The organism is Microcoleus sp. B6-A1 (assembly GCF_036705085.1).
GTDB lineage: Bacteria > Cyanobacteriota > Cyanobacteriia > Cyanobacteriales > Microcoleaceae > Microcoleus.
This window is the reverse complement of sequence record NZ_JAUBTU010000063.1, coordinates 1-20,024: the sequence shown is the minus strand read 5'-3', so window position 1 is coordinate 20,024 and position 20,024 is coordinate 1. Positions and strand designations below refer to the sequence as shown.

Annotated in this window: 17 protein-coding genes; 11 read left to right on the top strand and 6 right to left on the bottom strand. The window is 45.0% G+C overall.

Annotated features, from left to right (window positions below):
• The first annotated feature begins 167 nt into the window (after positions 1-167).
• The 4 genes from QUB11_RS21435 (at position 168) to QUB11_RS21420 (ending at position 6,456) form a co-directional block, all read left to right on the top strand.
• Complete coding sequence (locus QUB11_RS21435) at positions 168-2,342, top strand: EAL domain-containing protein (RefSeq protein ID WP_333391677.1); 2,175 nt, start codon at positions 168-170, stop codon at positions 2,340-2,342.
• A 178-nt stretch (positions 2,343-2,520) separates the two neighbouring features.
• The gene (locus QUB11_RS21430) at positions 2,521-3,465 is read left to right on the top strand and encodes an NAD(P)-dependent alcohol dehydrogenase (protein WP_333391675.1); all 945 of its coding nucleotides are present in this window, start codon (positions 2,521-2,523) and stop codon (positions 3,463-3,465) included.
• A gap of 200 nt (positions 3,466-3,665) precedes the next feature.
• Positions 3,666-4,511, top strand: a complete 846-nt coding sequence (gene tatC / locus QUB11_RS21425; RefSeq protein ID WP_333391674.1) for a twin-arginine translocase subunit TatC — start codon at positions 3,666-3,668, stop codon at positions 4,509-4,511.
• 670 nt (positions 4,512-5,181) lie between these two features.
• Complete coding sequence (locus QUB11_RS21420; protein ID WP_333206781.1) at positions 5,182-6,456, top strand: calcium-binding protein; 1,275 nt, start codon at positions 5,182-5,184, stop codon at positions 6,454-6,456.
• A 204-nt stretch (positions 6,457-6,660) separates the two neighbouring features.
• Here QUB11_RS21420 and QUB11_RS21415 read toward each other — a convergent pair whose 3' ends face one another.
• Positions 6,661-6,969, bottom strand: a complete 309-nt coding sequence (locus tag QUB11_RS21415) for a carbon dioxide-concentrating mechanism protein CcmK (RefSeq protein ID WP_333044070.1) — start codon at positions 6,967-6,969, stop codon at positions 6,661-6,663.
• Positions 6,970-7,390: 421 nt separating this feature from the next.
• Positions 7,391-7,708, bottom strand: coding sequence for a DUF3067 family protein (locus QUB11_RS21410; protein WP_333206779.1), 318 nt, complete (start codon positions 7,706-7,708; stop codon positions 7,391-7,393).
• 215 nt (positions 7,709-7,923) lie between these two features.
• Between QUB11_RS21410 and petC the strand changes: the two genes are divergently transcribed.
• The 6 genes from petC to QUB11_RS21380 all read left to right on the top strand — a co-directional run bounded on the left by petC (position 7,924) and on the right by QUB11_RS21380 (position 13,238).
• Positions 7,924-8,466: a cytochrome b6-f complex iron-sulfur subunit gene (petC, locus tag QUB11_RS21405; protein WP_333391672.1), complete on the top strand. Its 543-nt coding sequence runs from the start codon at positions 7,924-7,926 to the stop codon at positions 8,464-8,466.
• A gap of 177 nt (positions 8,467-8,643) precedes the next feature.
• Entirely contained in the window at positions 8,644-9,633 is a 990-nt protein-coding gene (petA, locus tag QUB11_RS21400; RefSeq protein ID WP_333206777.1) for a cytochrome f, read from the top strand.
• Positions 9,634-9,872: 239 nt separating this feature from the next.
• Positions 9,873-10,724, top strand: coding sequence for an alpha/beta fold hydrolase (locus QUB11_RS21395; protein ID WP_333391671.1), 852 nt, complete (start codon positions 9,873-9,875; stop codon positions 10,722-10,724).
• 111 nt (positions 10,725-10,835) lie between these two features.
• Complete coding sequence (psbQ, locus tag QUB11_RS21390) at positions 10,836-11,279, top strand: photosystem II protein PsbQ (protein WP_333206775.1); 444 nt, start codon at positions 10,836-10,838, stop codon at positions 11,277-11,279.
• 297 nt (positions 11,280-11,576) lie between these two features.
• Positions 11,577-12,704, top strand: a complete 1,128-nt coding sequence (locus QUB11_RS21385; protein ID WP_333391670.1) for an FAD-dependent oxidoreductase — start codon at positions 11,577-11,579, stop codon at positions 12,702-12,704.
• Between the two features lie 51 nt (positions 12,705-12,755).
• Positions 12,756-13,238 (top strand): hypothetical protein, encoded by a 483-nt coding sequence (locus QUB11_RS21380; protein WP_333391668.1) that lies wholly within the window; start codon positions 12,756-12,758, stop codon positions 13,236-13,238.
• Between the two features lie 564 nt (positions 13,239-13,802).
• Here the strand turns inward: QUB11_RS21380 and QUB11_RS21375 are convergent.
• The 4 genes from QUB11_RS21375 to QUB11_RS21360 form a co-directional block, all read right to left on the bottom strand.
• The gene (locus tag QUB11_RS21375) at positions 13,803-14,003 is read right to left on the bottom strand and encodes a hypothetical protein (protein WP_333144455.1); all 201 of its coding nucleotides are present in this window, start codon (positions 14,001-14,003) and stop codon (positions 13,803-13,805) included.
• Complete coding sequence (locus tag QUB11_RS21370; protein ID WP_333391666.1) at positions 14,000-14,227, bottom strand: BrnT family toxin; 228 nt, start codon at positions 14,225-14,227, stop codon at positions 14,000-14,002. Before QUB11_RS21370 ends, QUB11_RS21375 begins: the two co-directional genes overlap by 4 nt.
• Before the next feature lie 400 nt (positions 14,228-14,627).
• Complete coding sequence (locus QUB11_RS21365) at positions 14,628-15,044, bottom strand: NUDIX hydrolase (protein ID WP_333391664.1); 417 nt, start codon at positions 15,042-15,044, stop codon at positions 14,628-14,630.
• 390 nt (positions 15,045-15,434) lie between these two features.
• Positions 15,435-18,065 (bottom strand): M1 family metallopeptidase, encoded by a 2,631-nt coding sequence (locus QUB11_RS21360; RefSeq protein WP_333391662.1) that lies wholly within the window; start codon positions 18,063-18,065, stop codon positions 15,435-15,437.
• 690 nt (positions 18,066-18,755) lie between these two features.
• Between QUB11_RS21360 and QUB11_RS21355 the strand changes: the two genes are divergently transcribed.
• Complete coding sequence (locus QUB11_RS21355) at positions 18,756-19,838, top strand: class I fructose-bisphosphate aldolase (RefSeq protein ID WP_333206770.1); 1,083 nt, start codon at positions 18,756-18,758, stop codon at positions 19,836-19,838.
• The last annotated feature ends 186 nt before the right edge of the window (positions 19,839-20,024 follow it).

Sequence of the window (20,024 nt, the reverse complement as noted above, 5' to 3'; positions counted from 1 at the left end):
CCCTAGCCGAACAATGCAGATTTTGTAGGGCTGCGCCCCGTTGCCAGCGCCATATCTCGGCTCGCAGGACTTCTTTCTGCCTAAAGTGACTTTTATAATCTAATACTTCAACTATACTATTGGTGCATAGGCTTATATTCCTCTAGCAGGAAACTAGGGAAATCAGTATGATTGTCGATACAACGAGCGATAGGTTTAGCGATCGAGCTACAAACTACCGAGGCAATATTTTAATTGTTGACGATCTGCCTGATAACCTGCGTCTGCTCAGGGATACTTTGAGGGCAGAGGGTTATAAAGTTCGCAGTGCTATAACAGGGGCAATGGCGATCAGAGCTGCCCAATCGCCATCGACGGAGTTAATCTTACTAGACATTAAATTGCCTGATATTGATGGTTATGAAGTTTGCCGACAATTAAAATCTGACGAGCGCACTGCAGAGATTCCAATAATTTTTTTGAGTGCGCTCAATGAAACTTTTAATAAGGTGCAAGGGCTGGCTGCGGGAGGGGTAGATTATATTGCTAAGCCATTTCAAGTCGAAGAAGTATTAGCTCGTGTCGAAACCCACCTAACTATTGGAAGGCTGCAACAAAAACTCCAAAAGCAGAATTTACGTCTCTTGATAGAAATTGAAGAACGGCAACGTCTCGAAGAGTCTCTCTTTGCCGAAAAGGAATTGGCTCAAGTGACACTGCAATCCATTGGCGATGCGGTCATTACTACTGATGCCCAAGGTAATGTGAGATATTTCAATCCTATAGCTGAGCGGCTGACAGGCTGGAGGGCTGATGAGGTTCAAGGAGTTCCTTTCTCTACAGTCTTCCTAATTGTCGATCAAGTGACGCGAGAGACAGTAGAGAATCCTATAAACAAGGCTCTATTAGAAGAGCGAATTGTGACCTTAGCTAACAATACTATTCTGATTTCCCAGGATGGAACCGAGTATCCCATTGCTGACTCGGCAGCACCGATTCGAGACCGCCAAGGTCAAATTATCGGGGCAGTCATGGTCTTTCATGATGTTACGGAATCGCGCTATCTCACCCATAAACTCTCTTGGGAAGCCAATCACGATGCCCTGACGGGGTTAATCAACCGTCGAAGATTTGAGCAGCACCTAGTTGATGCGATCGCCTCTGTTAAAGATAGCAATCACCGGCACGCTCTCTGTTATTTAGATTTAGATCAGTTCAAAGTCGTTAACGATACCGCCGGTCATATTGCTGGCGATGAGCTACTGCGCCAAATCACCGCACTTATTCAAGAGGGAGTTCGTGCTGATGATATGCTGGCTCGCTTGGGAGGTGATGAATTTGGTATTTTGCTCAATCAATGTTCGCTCTCTCAAGCAACTCAAATTGCGGAAAACCTCAAAGACTTAGTGCATCAGTTTCGGTTTATTTGGAATGGCAAAACCTTTATCATCGGAGTCAGCATTGGAGTTGTTGCTATTGACCAAACCAGCCAAAATTTGATGGAGCTTCTGGGAGCTGCTGATGCAGCTTGTTATGCCGCCAAAGCCAGAGGCCGCAACTGTGTTCATATTTATAGTCTAGATGATAGCGAACTAATTAAACAACGTGGTGAGAGGCAGTTGATTTCCAAAATCACCCGGGCGCTGGAAACCAATCGTTTTTGTCTCTACTACCAAAAAATTGTCTCTATTACTTCTAAACCATTAGTTGAGCATTATGAGATTTTGATTAGAATGCTGGACGAAAATGGACAAATAGTATCTCCAGCTCAGTTTATTCCCGCCGCCGAGCGTTACGGATTGATAACTGAGATCGATTGTTGGGTAATCGAAACTTTTTTTTCTAACTATCACAAATTACCGGAGAAAGATATTATTAGTCAAGGCTTATACACGATAAATCTTTCGGGGGCTAGCATTAGTAACAATCAGTTTATGAGGTTTTTAATAGAACAATTTTCTCGCTACAAAATCCCCCCAGAGACCATTGGTTTTGAAATCACGGAAACGGCAGCGATCGCAAACTTTGAGCAAGCCCGATATTTCATGGGCGAACTCAAAAAAATTGGCTGTTGCTTTGCTTTAGATGATTTTGGCAGTGGGTTGAGTTCGTTTGCGTATCTGATAAATTTACCAGTTGATTATCTAAAAATAGATGGTGCTTTTGTCAAGAATATTAGTCATAATTTGATTTCTCAAGCGCTGGTTGAAGGCTTTAATCGTATTGCCCATGCGATGGATCTTGAAACTATAGCTGAGTTTGTCGAAGACGAGACTATCTTAGAAAAATTGCGAGAGATTGGAGTAGATTATGCTCAGGGTTATGGGATCGCCCGCCCCGTCCCTATTAATTTTAATCGCTAGCCATCGCACGCTTGCCAGCGAACCCATTGCCTCACGCCTGCGTCCTGTCTGGAGGCCTCCAAGAGTCGATCGCCCGCTGCTACAAGGCTGGCTCAATTTACTGTGTCACATTTAGATCGAATGTGCTGTAATTGTAAAGGATTGAGTGTTCTATTGGAAATAAACCGGAAAATTTGCCATGAAAGCAGTTGCGTTCGATCGCTACGGTTCAGCCGAAGAATTGCAGTACCGAGAATTGTCCAAGCCGATCGCCAAATCCAACGAATTGTTAGTGCGAGTTCGCGCTAGCAGCGTCAATCCCGTAGACTGGAAAATCCGGCAAGGACACCTGCAACTATTAACAGGATTTAACTTTCCTCGAATAGTCGGTTCAGACATATCGGGAGTTGTCGTGGAAGTCGGCCGGGAAGTCACCAAATTTCAACCCGGAGATGAAATTTATACTTTCTTAAATCCCATCAATGGGGGTGCTTGCGCCGAATATGCGGCCGTGCCAGAATCGGATGCCGCCTTTAAACCGAAAAACATCACTCATGCAGAAGCAGCAGGAGTACCGATCGCAGGTTTAACTGCTTTGCAATCGCTGAGGGATTTGGGTCAAATTCAAGCAGGAAACAAAGTATTGATTAACGGCGCTTCCGGCGGAGTCGGCACTTTTGCCGTGCAAGTTGCGAAAGCAATGAATGCGGAACTAACGGGAGTTTGCAGTGCTAAAAATATAGAATTTGTCAAGAGTTTGGGAGCCGATTTTGTCCTGGATTACGCAGAAATTGACTTTACTCAACAAACCGATAAATATGATATAATCTTGGATGCTGTCGGGACAAGAACATTTGCTGAATGCGAAAAAGTGCTGCAAGCAGAGGGAATTTATATATCGACTTTGCCAAGTTTCGAGAACCTCGCACCGATGTTAACGAGCTGGTTTATATCGGGTAAAAAAGCTAAATTCATTCTAGCCAATGCCAACCCCAGCGATTTAGAGGCTTTGCGGGAGTTAATAGAATCCGATAAAGTTGAGCCGATTGTCGATCGCACTTACAGCTTACAAGAAGTAGCTGCAGCCCACGCTTACAGCGAAACGGGCCGCGCGATCGGCAAAATTGCGATCGTGATTGAATAATGAAGGCAGGACACGGATTTTGACACCGCTACACGGATTAATTATCGATCGTTCCTTCTGCTGCTGAAGCCAGAATGAAGAATGAAGAAGGAAGTCGGAGCAAATATGAAATAACTCTTCTCAATTTCCAATTACCAATTACCAATTTTCAATTACCCATTCCCTCTTCTCAATTACCCCTTACCACTTACCCATTCCCTATGACTGCTCCCTCAAACTTGGAGACATCCGAACAAGGTTCCGACAACAATCTCGAAGCAATTAGCCAGGAAAACAGCATTGCACCAATCGCCGGCGGTGCGATGGGTTCTCGCAACTTAGAAAACGAATTTCTAGACGAACTTCCCGACGAAGTTGAAATGTCTTTATTCGACCATTTAGAAGAATTGCGGCAGCGACTTTTCTACTCGCTAATTGCAGTAGCAATCGCAGTAATCGGTTGCTTTTTCACAGTTAAACCCATCGTGCAACTGCTCGAAGTACCGGCCGGGCCCGTCAAGTTTCTGCAACTAGCTCCGGGCGAGTATTTCTTTGTTTCTATCGAAGTAGCCGGATACAGCGGTTTGCTCATCGCCACTCCGTTTATTTTTTACCAGATAGCGCTGTTTGTTCTCCCCGGTTTGACTCGGAAAGAACGCAGGTTGCTGGGGCCTGTGTTTTTCGGTTCGAGTTTCCTCTTTTTGGGCGGTTTAGTATTTGCTTACATCGCTCTGATTCCGGCGGCGCTGAATTTCTTTGTCACCTATGGGGCGGATGTTGTAGAGCAGTTGTGGTCGATCGACAAATACTTTAAATTTGTGCTGCTGTTAATGTTCAGCACAGGCTTAGCTTTTCAAATCCCGATTGTCCAAGTATTGCTCGGCGTTTTGGGCATAGTTTCTTCCAACCAAATGCTCTCCGGCTGGCGGTATGTAGTCTTGGGAGCGGCAGTTTTGGGAGCGGTTTTAACGCCTTCTACTGACCCTTTAACGCAAAGTCTTTTAGGAGGTGCGGTGCTGAGCTTGTATTTTGGCGGGGTTGGTTTGGTAAAGCTTTTAGGACGATGAGAATTAAGAATAGCAGACAATGCAAAAGTTACCGAACATCTGAATTTTAAAATTGTCTGCTATTTTTAGCCGAGATTGGGATGGTTGTCAACTTATCTTAAAAACATTGCTTCAGCTATTTTGAGGGCGAATTCCCTATTTACTTAAGTAAGGTTATAAACATTGTGTAAAGCTAAGCTTCTCAGCTATTGGAGTAAGTTGATTGTTTTATATGATAATCTTTGCTGATTTAGTGTCTGTTTGATAAGTATTTAATATAAAATATTAAATTCACATTAGCAAAGTTTAGCGTTAGGTGTCTGGGGTCAAGGTTTTGAGCCTTAATTTACACTATTTTTTAGGCGATCGGGCTGGCAATCATAAGTTATTTTAATAAGTGGGTTTTTAAGGTTTTCATGAAGATTTGACACGAGCTGATCCTTAGTATTCGAGTTAGAGATAACATACCCACACAGTGAAATTACTGAACAAGAACGTAAAACTTCAGCAAGAGAGTCAACCTGGCTCACTGAAGTCTAGCTATATCTTTTGAGTTTCCTGGCTGCCTAAGATAGGAGACTTGTTGGTTTTTTGGGTGGATTTTTTAGTAAGTTCATTTGAAAAATCCCCACTGTAAATTTTTACCTTTTTGACGGTTTCAGTTTCTTAATCTCAATCGGAAATTAAATATATGGCAACAACAATTGGCACTACTGGCGCTGACACCTTCTCGGGCCCTCCCGCTTCCACTGCTGGCGATGACATCATCTATGGTAGAGCTGGCCATGACACTCTATTGGGCTTGGGCGGCAATGACTCGCTCTTTGGGGAAATTGGCAATGACTCGCTTGATGGTGGAGATGGAAACGATCTGCTTGACGACTATATGAATGATGGTCGGTACACCCAGGGATCTTCGATCAGTGATAATGACATCTTCTATGGTAGAGCTGGCAATGACACTCTTTACGGTCAAAATGGCAGTGACAGGTTATATGGTGGAAGTGGCGATGACCTACTGTATGGTGCAAGTCAATATGGTTACGTAGATAACTACGGCTTTACTAACATTCTTTTTGGTGAGACTGGCAATGACAATCTCATTGGAAGCTGGGGTCAAGATTGGCTTGACGGCGGAACAGACAACGATGTTCTGAATGGTGACCTAAATAATGACACGCTCTACGGTAGAGAAGGAAATGACTCTCTTATCGGTGGCGATAATAATGACTTGCTATATGGTGGAGTTGGGAACGATAAACTCGAGGGCAACGTATGGAACGATTTGCTGTCGGGGGAAGATGGCGATGACAGTCTCTATGGTGGCAGTAGTTTCATTGGTTTTGATGGCGATCCCCGAGTAAGCCCTCCTCGACAAAACGATGGCGATGACACTCTCTATGGTGGCAGCGGCAATGACTATATTGATGGCGGGGCTAACAACGACTTTCTTGATGGCGGGGCTGGCAATGACTCCCTTAATGGCGGGGCTGACATTGACACAGTATCTTACAGTTTTGGAGGAGCGGGCGTCTATCTCCAGTTGGGGCCAGTCGGCGACGGGTCTGGGTTAGGTCGGGCTTCCGACGGGCAGGGTGGCATAGATTCGCTCTCCGGCCTCGAAGTAGCCATAGGTTCTGGCTTCAACGATACTCTCCTTGGCGGAGACGGCAGCGAAACGCTGATTGGCGGGGCAGGCGACGACTTATTGTTTGGCATGAGTGGCGATGACTACCTGATTGGTGGTAAGGGGGCTGACAAGTTTAGGCTTTGGTGGACTGGGGGAGATATTGTTGCTGACTTCAAACAAGGTGAAGATAAACTTTTGGTACGTTCTCGCGCTCCGTTTGCAAACATAAGTTCTCAGTTGAATGGTTCTGATACCCAGATTCTTCAGAATGGTCAAATCATCGGAATTCTGAAGGGAGTTCACAGAATCACCGCCAGTGATTTGATTACTGGCTGATTGTATTATCTGCGTTGATCTGCGTTGATCTGCGGTTAAGAATTCCAAATTATTCTGCCTGCTGCTTCGGCAAAATATACCGCAGATAAACACAGCACAAAAATATATCGACTCGCAGCCAAAAAAATATAGAGACACGATCGCCCGCGCCTCTATAATTACTAAAACTTAAAATTCAACACCAAAGTTTTGTCAAAACTTTGACTACATTCGGAACTGTTCGACTTCAGGAGTGTAGCCGATCGGCAAAATGTAATCCAGATTCTCGTGGGGACGAGCAATTATGTGATACGATAGCAACTTTCCGCCATCGACCTTTTTAACTGATTCAATTCCAGCAGCAACGGCTGCTTGCACTTCAGAAACATCTCCTCGCACTATAATTGTCCAGTAGGCGCGGGTTATTTTCTCATAGCGAACTAAAGTAACACGGGCTGCTTTCACCATTGAGTCCGCAACTTCTACTGCAGCGGGAAATCCTAAGACTTCAACCATTCCCAGTGCAACACCCATTACAACATTCTCCTAAATTTCACAAGATATCTGACACTCATTGTAGGTGAAATTGTTGACAGAAATTGGTTCGGATGATTTTGGTAAGCATGAAGGACGATCGCCCAAAATTAAAAAAGCCCCTAAAAAGCCCCAGAAACTGTTGCAGCATTTAAATCCCACAGCCCATAGCGCGCGCCGGAAATCCCGCCACACAAGAGCTGGTGCGAGCACAGATCACGATCGCTCTAGTTTCTCAAAGCGGGGGGGGACGCTCGCACTCCGGTATCAAAAGGATGTAGCGCTTTGGTTTCCCCCGGCGCAGCCAAGCGGGGAGGCTCGCACTCCGGTATCATTCGGATCTAACTGGATTTGATATGACTGATGGCTAATGACTGAGGACTGATGACTGAGGACTAATGACTGAGGACTAATGACTGATTCAAAACTCGTCTAGCAACCACTCCGAGGCTCTTTCACCCAAATCTAGGGGAACGCTGACAGCTTTACCCAAGCGCGGGCGATCGCGAGTAGTTAGGATGTATTCTCTAACCTGTTCTGTGCTCCCCCAGCCGTTGAGGTAATTGGCCACCGCATCCAAATGCTCGAAATAATCAGCCTCCGTCATCGGAAAAGATGCCTGTTCTAGATATTTCCACATAACTTGCACAAAAATCTTGCCCCGCGTTCGCCGCAATCTGATATCGTAAGACTTTCCCCATTTTTCTAGCAGTAGCTGGTGTAAATCCTTGCCCGTCATGGTTGCTCCTGAGTTAATCCATTAAACAATAAAAGACAAAGTTCAAAAAATGTAATAATACTCTAATAAAGGCTGGAAGGCGCATTCTTAAAAGGAATTTTCGCGGCCTAAAATTTGTGCGAGCAGATTAACGGCAATTATCCTCCTTCCTCTGCACGTACAAGTTCGCGCTCCAGCTAACAAACAAACGTAACTTAAAACCGTAAAGGCAGGTCATGGCTCAATCTTCTGCTGGAAATCCCGATGTTCCCGATATGGGGCGTCGCCAATTTATGAATTTGCTGACGTTCGGTACAGTCACAGGTGTGGCACTGGGCGCACTCTATCCCGTTGTCCAATATTTTGTTCCTCCGTCGAGTGGGGCAGTTGGCGGTGGAGTCACAGCTAAAGATGCTTTGGGTAACGACATCATCGTTAGCGAATATTTGACTTCGCACCCTGCGGGCGATCGCAGCTTAGCCCAAGGTCTCAAAGGCGACCCCACCTATCTTGTGGTGAAAGAAGACTTATCTATCGCCGACTACGGCATCAATGCAGTCTGCACTCACTTGGGTTGCGTCGTGCCTTGGAATGTTAGCGAAAACAAGTTTATCTGTCCTTGCCACGGTTCTCAATACAACAATGAGGGCAAAGTGGTGCGCGGTCCAGCGCCTTTGTCTCTGGCCCTGGCCCACGCCACTGTCGCAGATGACAAGATCGCTTTTACAACTTGGACAGAAACTGATTTCCGCACCGGCGAAGCACCTTGGTGGTCATAGTTATTAGTCATTAGTCAGCAGTCAGTAGTTAGTAGATAACAACGTCGGAGTTGGGAATCTTTCACCGCGCACAACTAGCAACTAATGACCAATGACCAATGACCAATGACCAATGACCAATGACCAATGACTAATGACCAATGACTAATTGTCTGACCTTTGAGATTGAATACTCTAATGCCACAAACTAATTTATCTGCGATATTTCGCCGCAGTGCCAGGACGATCGCGAAAACTGCCTTAATTGCGATCGTAGCCGCAGGATTTTTCCTCACCAGCGACATCGCACTTCCCCAAGCAGCATTTGCTTACCCTTTCTGGGCTCAGCAAACAGCACCCGCTACTCCCCGCGAAGCCACAGGTCGCATTGTTTGCGCTAACTGTCACCTCGGTGCAAAACCGACTGAAGTTGAAGTACCGCAATCTGTTTTGCCTGACACAGTGTTTGAAGCTATTGTCAAGATTCCCTACGATACTAGCGTGCAGCAAGTTGTCGGCGACGGCAGCAAAGGCGGCTTGAATGTGGGTGCAGTTGTGATGTTGCCCGAAGGTTTCAAGATTGCTCCCGCTGACAGAATTCCCGAAGAAATGAAGGAAAAAGTCGGCGATCTTTACTTCCAACCTTACAGCGAAACCCAAGAAAATATTGTTTTAGTGGGCCCCGTACCGGGAGAACAGTACAAAGAATTGGTATTCCCAGTTTTGTCGCCGAATCCGGCAACTGACAAGTCGGTTCACTACGGCAAATACCAAATTTATGTTGGTGGCAACCGCGGCCGCGGTCAGGTTTATCCTACTGGCGAAAAGAGCAATAATACTGTTTACAATGCTTCGGTAGCTGGTAGCGTTTCTAAGATTGCTCAACAGGAAGATGGCGGTTATCAAGTGACAATTCAACCTGCCGAAGGTGCAGCGGTTGTTGATACGATTCCTGCCGGCCCAGAACTGATTGTTACCGAAGGACAAACAGTTGCAGCAGGCGAACTTTTGACGAACAATCCTAATGTGGGCGGCTTCGGTCAAAAAGACGTGGAGATTGTGCTGCAAAGTGCCGATCGCGTTAAAGGATTGATGGCTTTCGTGGCTTTGACCATGCTGGCTCAAATCATGCTGGTTCTCAAGAAGAAACAGGTCGAAAAAGTTCAAGCTGCTGAAATGAATTTCTAAGCGCGGCTGTAATTAGTTGGGTAAGGTACTATGTGCGAACCCAACTATTAGGTAAGTAGGGCGGGGAATCCCCGCCTTATTGTTTGATAAATAATATCATTTCCGGTTACACCGGAATGATGTTGACGGTTGACGGTTGACGGTTGACGGTTGACAGTGAACAGTGAACAGTCAACAGTGAACAGTCAACAGTGAACTCGAATTTCCTATTCAGATGCTAACGGATTTGATATAAAATAATGTCAATTGATGAGAAAATAGTTGAAGTAGGCCCGCTGCAATGGTTTTATCGGGAAACAAATCCGGTTAACGAAACTGGTAAACTGCCCGTACTGCTGCTGCACGGTTTGCCGTCCCAGAGTTTTACCTGGACTGTAATGATGCCGGATTTGGCTGCACAGGGATTTAGATCGATCGCCCCAGATTGGGTGGGTTACGGGCGATCGACAAAACCAGACAAGCGCGACTTTGCCTACACTCCCGATGCTTTTGTTGACGCCCTTGCTGGCTTTATTCAAGCTATAGAATTAGACCGATTTTACCTCGTTGTCCAAGGATTTTTAGCTTCAGCCGGCATTCAATACGCTTTACGCAATCCCGATAAAATTGAGCGTCTAGCCGTCATCAATACACCAGTTTCAGGAAATATAAGATTGCCTTGGAAAATGCAGCAGTTGGGGCTGCCTTTTATTGGCGACATGATGACGCAAGACCCGCTTTTGGTTGACAGAACTCTCGAAGGTGGCAGCGGCCAGACAATATCAGACAAGGATTTAGATGTTTACCGCCGCCCGTTTTTGAAGAGTTCGGATGCAGGTCGATCGCTAATGAATACAGTCCGCAATATTCAGTTGCCGCAGTCAATGGCAGAAATTGAATCCGGCTTGAAAGCATGGACTCGACCAACTTTATTTGTGTGGGGTTTGACAGATCCTTGGCTGAGTGTTGAACCTGCTAAAAAGCTAGTAGGTTCCCTGCAAAATGCAGAGTTAGTCACACTGGAACAAGCGGGGCATTATCCTCAAGAACATTGGTCAGAAAAAGTTGGCGATGCTCTGATAACTTTTCTGCGCCGCCAGGAGGTAAAATAATATTTTGTACATAACTCTCGGTGCTAGGTCAGTAAACCAGCTCCTCGCCGAGCTGCATTCGCAGGCAGAGCCTGAGAACGAGAAATCTAAAATCTAAAATCTAAAATCGATATGACTCGTCCCCGTTCAATTTTTGCCTTGATGATGGCGTTTTTGATGGCATTTCTGGTTAGTTGCAGCAGTGTCGAAGCAAAAGTTCCAACGACTTACACAGCAGCCCAGACTCAGCAAATTCAGCGCTATGTTCCTACCCTGACCGAGTTCCGATCGCGCATGGATAAATTGGGCACTCTAATTCAACAACGGAATTGGATTGATACCAGAACTTACATTCACGGGCCTCTAGGCGACTTGCGGAACACCATGAAAACCGTCTCTGCGAGTTTGTTGCCTAGTTCTCAACAACAAGCTGTTGATTTAACTAAGAGTTTGTTTACCGATTTGGTTAACATTGATCTTGCTGCTAAAGAGCTTGACTATGCAAAAGTCACGGCCAGCTATCAAAAAGCTGTCAATGATTTCGATACCTTCTTGCAGCTAATTCCTAAAGCTTAATTAGCTTTAACTCACATCTGGCATCCAGAACAGGCAAGATGCCTGTTCCACAAAGAAAGAATCAGTTTTCTTGTGGGGCGTATCATTGTCAAGAACAGGCAAGATGCCTGTTCCACAAAGAAAGAATCAGTTTTCTTGTGGGGCGTATCATTGTCAAGAACAGGCAAGATGCCTGTTCCACAAAGAAAGAATCAGTTTTCTTGTGGGACGGGCATCTTGCCCGTCCAAAAAAGGTTTATATGGACAAAACCTAGGAAGCAGTTAATCTAAAATCTAAAATCTAAAATCTAAAATTGAATGGTTCGCGTTGCAATTATTGGTTGCGGTATTGTTGGGGCTTCGATCGCCTTTGAACTAAGTCAATTTCCCGAACTGAAAGTTACTGTGTTCGACAAACAGCCGCCGGCACAAGGTTCTACTGGCGCTGCACTCGGTGTTTTGATGGGAGTTATCAGCCACAAAACTAAGGGCAGAAATTGGCAGTTGAGGGAAACCAGCCTTCAGCGCTACGAAACTTTGATTCCAGAATTGGAAGCAGTTACGGGGCGAAAAATTCCTTTTAACAAACAAGGAATTTTAATGCTTTGTTCGGAGGGAGAGGATTTAAGTAAGTGGGAAAAGTTGATAGCAACTCGCGAGTCTCAAGGTTGGCAATTGGAACTTTGGGATGTGGAACGAGTGCGATCTCGCTGCCCTCATCTCTATTTAAATGATCAGATTATTGCTGCGATTTATTCGCCTCAAGACCGGCAAGTCGATCCGACGGCGCTAACTTTGGCTTTGGTTGATGCTGCTAAACTCAAAGGAGTTAATTTTGAGTTTGGAGTGGAAGTTCAAGGCATTACTGAGTTGGATTCTCAGGTGTCTCAGATTCAACTCCCATCTTCCATTGCTGTCAATAAGTCTTGTGGAACAGGCATCTTGCCTGTTGCTGAAAATTTTGATCGACTAATTGTGTGCGCTGGTTTGGGTTCTGCTGCTGTAACTGCATCCTTAAATCAGTTGGTTGACATTCGCCCGGTGTTGGGACAAGCCCTGCATTTGCGATCGGCCAATCCTGTAGGAAACCCAGATTTTAGGCCAGTAATTACTTGCGATGACGTTCACATTGTGCCTTTGGGAAATCAGGAATTTTGGGTGGGGGCGACGGTGGAGTTTTCCGAAAATGGCGGGGAAATTCAGGCGAATGCTGATATGTTGGAGCAAGTGATGGCGAGGGCGAGATCACTTTGTCCCGCCTTAGCATTCGCCTCAATCATCAGGAAATGGTCAGGATTGCGCCCGCGGCCGGAAGGGCGGCCGGCCCCAATTATCGAGACGCTTCCCGGTAACGATCGCGTTTTCATCGCCAGCGGCCACTATCGCAACGGTGTTCTGCTGGCCCCTGCAACAGCGCGATCGATTCGAGAAATGATTTTGCAATAATTAACAAATGTTAATATAATCAAGATAGCAATTCATATCTTACATCTAAATATGTCCGACAAACCTTTAGGTAAACCCCGCTCTTTGTGGCGAGTAATTTTGCTGTCTGGAGTCAGCTTGCTGCTATATTACGGATGGTATAAATGGATTATTCAAGAAGAATTGCGTCGCTATAACGGCACGGGTTGGTCGGGAACTCTTTGCTTGCTTCCTTTTGTTTTAGGAGTAGCTGTCCCCCAAGCTTTGCGGATATTCGATCCTGACGTTCCCGGATGGTTTGGTTGGTTTTCCTTGCTGGGTATTGCTTGGATTTACATCGTGCAGTTCAAACTTTACAACACAGTTAATGAATTGTACCGCCAAGAAGGAATCAAAGAACCGCTAACAGTTTGGTGGATTTTTGTACCCGGTTTAAATTTAGTTGTCGGCTTGCGGCAAATTCACTTTTTGAGCCAGTTTTGGGCGAAAAAACAGGGAATTGAAGTTAAGGATAACTTAGCCGAAAGTATTCCTTTTCTGTCAGCTAACGCTTAATCTGTATTAAGGCATCTGGACTTTTTGCTGCAATTTCTCTGGGATTTGCAGCAATCGCATCTACATATTCTATTCTCAAGGAGTTACTTGGACTTTTAACATCTCCCAAGTTTCCCGTTCCATGTTCAAGATATTGCCCACTTCTTGCAAAAGTTCATAAGCCTTTAAATTTATGGGAATTTATTATTCAAGGAGAATATCGCACAAAGTCTCTAACGCCAGATTCCACTCGCCCGCCTGAATATCTGAAACCATAAGTTCTATTTGAGTGTCTGACAGTTGTGGTTTCACGATGTTAATGACCGAAAGCATCCAGGATACAAGCCCCCGGATTCATCCGTCCAGAAATAAAAAACCTGTATCCGATGAAACTTGCGCCCCGCATTTATCCGTGGGGTCAAGGCTTCAATCTAAAATCTAAAATCTAAAATCTAAAATCGATTGACTTCATGGAGTTTACTTTCTACAAGTTTATAGTCAAACATGATCCTATCTCCTTCTGGGAGCGATCGCGATCGGGCATTATGAGCCAAGCCACTTGAGAAAAGGAACCGGGTTTCTCACCTACTCAATACTTTGAATTAGTTTAATGTTATTTCTCAGCCATTCATTGACCAAAACTTGAACCTCAATCTTTTTATGCTCAGCAATTTTAGTCACAAATTCCTCGACATCAGGTTCGAGATAAATGGGATAATGAAACGTAGCATCGGGATGGTAAAACTTGCCTTGCTCTGATGAAGAAAAGTCATACTCTGATTTCATAATTTCCTCTCTTGATAAGCTTGGCTTTCAGTGAAATTAGCTTTGCGGGCTGAAATGATCCGAATTATACAGGAGGTGCGATCGGTTTGTTCAAAGGTATGGATGACAACCCTTAAAGTTCCTGTTTCATCTAAGCCTATGGTAATCCATCTATCTTCATCTTGACTGTGTTCTTCATCATATATTGTTAATTGAGAACGATCGCGCAAAACAGTTGATGCCAAACGAAAATTTAATTAATGCTTGCGAATATTTTGCTTTTCTTTGGCTGGATTCCAATCAAAGTTATAATCCAAGGCAATTTATTATGGTAAACGAAGCTGCAATAAAATTATAACATAAATTATGAGTTAATGACTTCATGGAGTTTACTGCCAACAAGTTTGTAGTCAAACATGAGTTTATCTCCTTTTGAATTCGATCGCGATCGGGCATTATGAGACAAGCCACTTGAGAAACGTATAGCGGAATCTTGTCTGGCGACTTAAATCCTGGTAAGTGACTCCTGGAATCGCGCACATTTTAATCTTAACATTGCTGAACTTTGAATGCACTTCCGATTCCAGCTTGTCGAGAAGTCTTAGATACCCGACTTTGTGAATAAGTCGGATATCTGGGTATTGTTCACCAGAACCGATTTGGCAAATCCGCCAAAATGAGTTTTAGTTCCGGTTCATTAACCCGCTTAATTGCTTTCGGAATACTTACCCACTGCCGCTTTCTTTTGCTAGCTTCCGGCCAAATTTCCAGAACTGCTTCCACTTCCATTAAAAATACTTCTACCTGACAAATATAGCCGGATTTTTGATACTCATAAGTTCCCAGTAAATCCGGGAACACTTTACCCAACAAACCTGCTTCTTCCCAAGCTTCCTTGGCAGCGGAATCTTGGGGAGTCATGTCAGGTTCAATTAATCCTTTGGGAATCACCCAGCGCTTGCTAGCCGAAGAAGTAATCAGCATTACTTCTATTTGTCCGTCTTGAATGCGATAGGGAATTACCCCCGATTGATCGACCAGTAAAGCGATTTTTATACTCATGATTTCTGCAATATTTCTGGCTGCAAAATCTGCTGCAACTTGATTGACATAGGACTAAAGAAACCGGGTTTTTTGCCGACTCTCCGGGCTACAGCGCAGGATTTTCGTAAAAAACCCGGTTTCTCGCCACCCGTGCATAACTCCGATTAATAGCTGCCAACTAAACAATAAAAACTGCACGCCTGATTTTCTACACTTCCCAAGTTGAGACAGCAATAAATTGGATAATAAACATATTTGGCTTTTCCTGTCTGTCGAAAATAGGAAATTCCCCTGCACTCCCACTGAACAATAATATTATTATAATAAATTCGCCAAATCCTCTACCGACAAGCAGATAAAAGCCGATCGCCAATATCTGCCTTTATCTGCGTCGGTAGGATTTTACACCTAATCTTTCTTCGCCTTAGCCTCCAAGTTTTCCATCCGACTCCTCAAATCTTGATTCTCCTTTTTCACCTGGTCTAATTCCTCCCGCAACTGCTTTACCGCTGCATCAGAACCAGCATTTTTCTGCACTCTTTGCACAGCTTCATCAGCCATGCGGCGGACGCGGCCATCGGGAGTTTGGTCAGCTAAAGAACGCAAAATGCGAATGGCTTTGCGAGTTTGCATTTGTCCTAATCCCACTACTACAGAGACTTGAGTCAAGAAAAACGTCTCTTTAGATAATTCTGCCAATCGCTGCAAAATCCGTTCTAAATTGACCTTCGTTTGACCAGTCGAAATTGTGCCCAAAGAGCGAATTGCAGCCAAGCGCAAAGCTTGCGGAGTACCGGCGGCTGTGTATTTCAAAATTAAATTCAGCGCATCTTCAGAAGTTTTCATCTGCGCCAAACCGGATATCGCACCCGATCGCACTACCTCATTCCACCCCTGACGCTCTTTGAGCACCAATTTTAACTCTTTGAGTACCTGTTCGTCGGTCGGTTTTTCGTCGGGGTTAGCTGCTGAGATTCCGCCAATAGCAGTCGCTGCTGCTGCTTCTACATAATAGCTGTCGTCGCCTTTTTCGACGATCGATCTCAGCGCTTTATAAGTTTCGTGAGTTTGGATTTTACCCAGCGCATTCACCACAGCGCGACGAACACGAGCATCTTTATCTTTTAAACCACTTACTAAACCTTCAAAAACTTGGTCGAGTTTAATTTCAACTAACTGACCGGCAACTTCGGCCCGTACTGCCCAGAACGGCTCTTTCTTGAGAACTTCTGACAGCGTTTTCACCGCTTCCAGCCCTCCCTTCTTCGCCAAAGCTTGGGCCGCGTAAATCCGCGAAACCGGGTCTGGATCGAACTGCAACTGAGCTTTTAGTTCCGCAACTCCATACTCTAACGCTACAGTTTTTAAGTATTTGTTGCCGACATCAAAACTGATAAATGCAGGCTTCTCTTCGAGAGGGAAATAGAAGCTTTGCTCGCGCTCATGCACTCGGACTGTGAAAGTTTTTAGGTTAGCAGTAGAACGTACATAACTGTCATCGTCTGCTTCTTTTTCTGGCTTGTAACCGAAGCCGATCGGGATTTTCAAATCGAATACATCTTTGCTGTTGCTGTTGCCATTCTTGCTATCTTTTACCTGAGTTTGAGTGACAGTAACTTTTGCTAATTTGCTGTCACCATCCCAGGAATAAGCAACCTTATAATCTGGATGACCGCCGCGATAAACATACTGGTCAAACAAAAACATCAGATTGCGACCGGTAGCCTTTTCTATCGCCCTGAGCAAATCGATCGTTTCTACAGTTTTGTGAGCGTTATCCCGCACAAAAGTGTGAATTGCTTTGTAAAATAATTCGTCGCCCAACTCGGCGCGAATCATGTGATAGACGCAAGCACCTTTTTCGTACAAATGGCGATCGTACAATTCGATTGCTTCGCGGTAAACGTGAGTAACGATCGGGCGGCGGTAGCGGGAACTATCTTCAGCTAAATAATTGCGGGCTTCATTTAACATATAGTAAGCCGCGTCTTCTTTGCCATATTCTTTGTCAGTCCAAAGCACCTCGGAATAAGAAGCCATGCCTTCTTTCAGCCAAGCGTGAGACCAATGTTTAATTACTACTAAATCGCCGAACCACTGGTGAGCTAATTCGTGGGCGACTAAGCTTTCAGTACCGCGATTGTCGAGGGCGGCGCGTTCGTCTAACAAGCACCTATCTGTCAGCAAAGTTGTGGAAGTATTTTCCATACCGCCGAAGATAAAATCATCGACGCAGACTTGAGCGTATTTGGGAAAAGGGTAAGGATAGCCAAATGCTTTAGAAAAGAATTCAATCATTTGAGGCGTTTTGCCCATGCTGCGCTTAGCGTCTGCTTCGCGGCTTCTTTCCACGTAATAATTAACGGGTTTGCCGTTCCATTCGTCTTTAATTTCGGCAAAATCTCCGACTGCTAAGGTCATTAAGTACGTCGGGTGTACCTGGGTTTGGGACCAGTGATAAATTTTATCGTCGCCTTCGTTTTTTGTACTAATTAATTCCCCGTTGGAAATAGCAAAAAGTTGTCTCGGAACTTGCACTCTGATTTCCGAAGTTGCCAACTGTCCGGGATAGTCGAAACAGGGAAACCAGAAGCGGGAATCTTCGTCTTCGCCTTGAGTCCAAACTTGTGTTGGTTTGTCTGGATAGTTTTTGTCCGGGCCGACGAAATAGAGGCCGCGCTGGGGTTTTTCGACCGAGTATTCGATCGCAATAGTAATTGGTTGGTAAGCTTCTGTTGGTTCCTGCAGTTGAATTTGCAGCACTTCGCCGTCGCTGTCGAAATCTTGCTCGGTTTCGCCAACTTTTACCGATTCAATGTTGAGGTTTACCGCATCTAAGGTTAATTTGTCAATACCACTGCGGACTGGATTGATGCGGATGCTGCAAGTGCCGCGAAAGCTTTGTTTGGGAATATTCAGCACTAAGTCGAGGAAAATGTGCTCTACTTGACCGGGGCGATCCGGGTTGTAATGCGGCCGAGCACCGGGCATCTCGAAGGATTTGTGAGCGTTTTCAGAATCGAAGTAAGTATTTGACATTGTGATGGCAAAGTTGTGAGTCGAGCGGCGATCGCTGGCAGCGCCGATCCGGCTGAACTGCCAGCTTATTATAGAGTAGCGCGTTCTAGCTGCTGTTGTCGCTAACTTGTTAAAAACTGGGTCGAGTGTTGAGGGGATGGAAAATATGATTTTTTCGCTACAATATCACCAAGGCTAATGTCTGCAATCATCAGCCTGCAATTGAAATTGAGAGGGAAATCTGCGTCAGTAACTCAACCCTAAAGGGATTGAGCTTGTAAGAGAAATTCTTGCAAGCTGTACTGACCAGCCTAAGTCTTAATTGACTACGTTTTTTGAGTCACGACACCCCGGAATGCGTAGCTAGTTCCTTGCTCTGTCATCTGCAATTAAACAGTTTTAAAGTCACTGAAACAGTGTTGCAGGTCGAAAAAGCTCTTAAAACATTGACCGACAAGCTAACATTACCCCGAAAGGGAGGCTCAATTGAGCGAACCATTATGCGTACAGGGTTGGGAAGTTTGAGATGGTAATTGTCCCATCGAAAGTGCATTACAAAAGTACACCAAATTGAACAACTCCAAGGCGGTAATGGGTAAAGAAAGATTCAATGCGGTTGAAACCGCTTGTGTGATCCACGCTCGCGTAGCCGAAGTGTCATTGTCCTCTCAGGGCTAAAGCCACTGAGTTTCGCACTTACTGAGATTCTTTATGACAGCTACACTATCAGTTCCCAATTCCATCGAGTCTTGGCTTGGCGACGAAGCCGAAGAGTTGCTCACCCATCAAGCAAAAGTTTCTAAAGATTTGTTGCACCTGCCTGGCCCTGATTGGGTCGATCGCATTTTTGCTCAAACCGATCGATCTCCTCAAGTTTTGCGATCGCTTCAGCAACTCTATTCTAGCGGACGCTTGGCGAATACCGGCTATTTATCCATCCTGCCAGTAGACCAAGGAATCGAACACTCGGCGGCCGCTTCTTTTGCACCAAATCCCATTTATTTTGACAGCGAAAACATCATCAAACTAGCAATCTCTGCAGGCTGCAATGCTGTCGCGACAACGCTGGGAGTTTTGGGAAGCGTATCTCGTAAATACGCGCACAAAATCCCTTTTATTGTCAAGCTAAATCACAACGAATTGCTGACTTATCCCAATCAATTCGACCAAATAATGTTTTCTTCTGTCGAACAAGCTTGGAATTTGGGAGCAACGGCAGTCGGAGCAACAATTTATTTTGGTTCCCCGGAATCGACGCGGCAAATCCAAGAAGTCAGTCAAGCTTTTGCTCACGCTCACGAATACGGAATGGCGACAATTCTGTGGTGCTATCTCCGCAACGATATCTTTAAACAAGACAAAGATTATCACATTGCGGCTGATTTGACAGGTCAAGCAAATCACTTGGGAGTGACAATTCAAGCTGACATTATCAAGCAGAAGTTGCCCGAGTGCAATAACGGTTACGAAGCTGTTGCTAAAGCTAGCGGTCACAGTTACGGCAAAACCGACAAGCGCGTTTATTCGGATTTAACAACGGATCACCCGATCGATCTAACTCGCTATCAAGTGCTCAACTGTTATGCGGGAAGGATGGGTTTAATTAACTCCGGCGGTGCTTCCGGGAAAAGCGATTTTGCAGAAGCAATTCGCACGGCGGTAATCAACAAGCGCGCTGGCGGCTGCGGCTTAATTTCCGGCCGCAAAACTTTTCAGCGTCCTTTTGAAGAAGGCGTAAAATTGTTCCACGCCATTCAAGATGTTTATTTGTCGCCTGAAATCTCGATCGCCTAAAAATTTCCCGCACTCAATATCACCACCTAAACCTAGCGTGCACCTTACGCACAAATTCCCCTAAACGTAGGGTGCACACTGTGCACCTTACGTGATTAAAATTCTTTAATCTAAGGATCGCGAATTAAATAACTTACAATTTTAATTGTTATTGTGGGATGGGCGTCCCGCCCGTCCTTTTTGGAC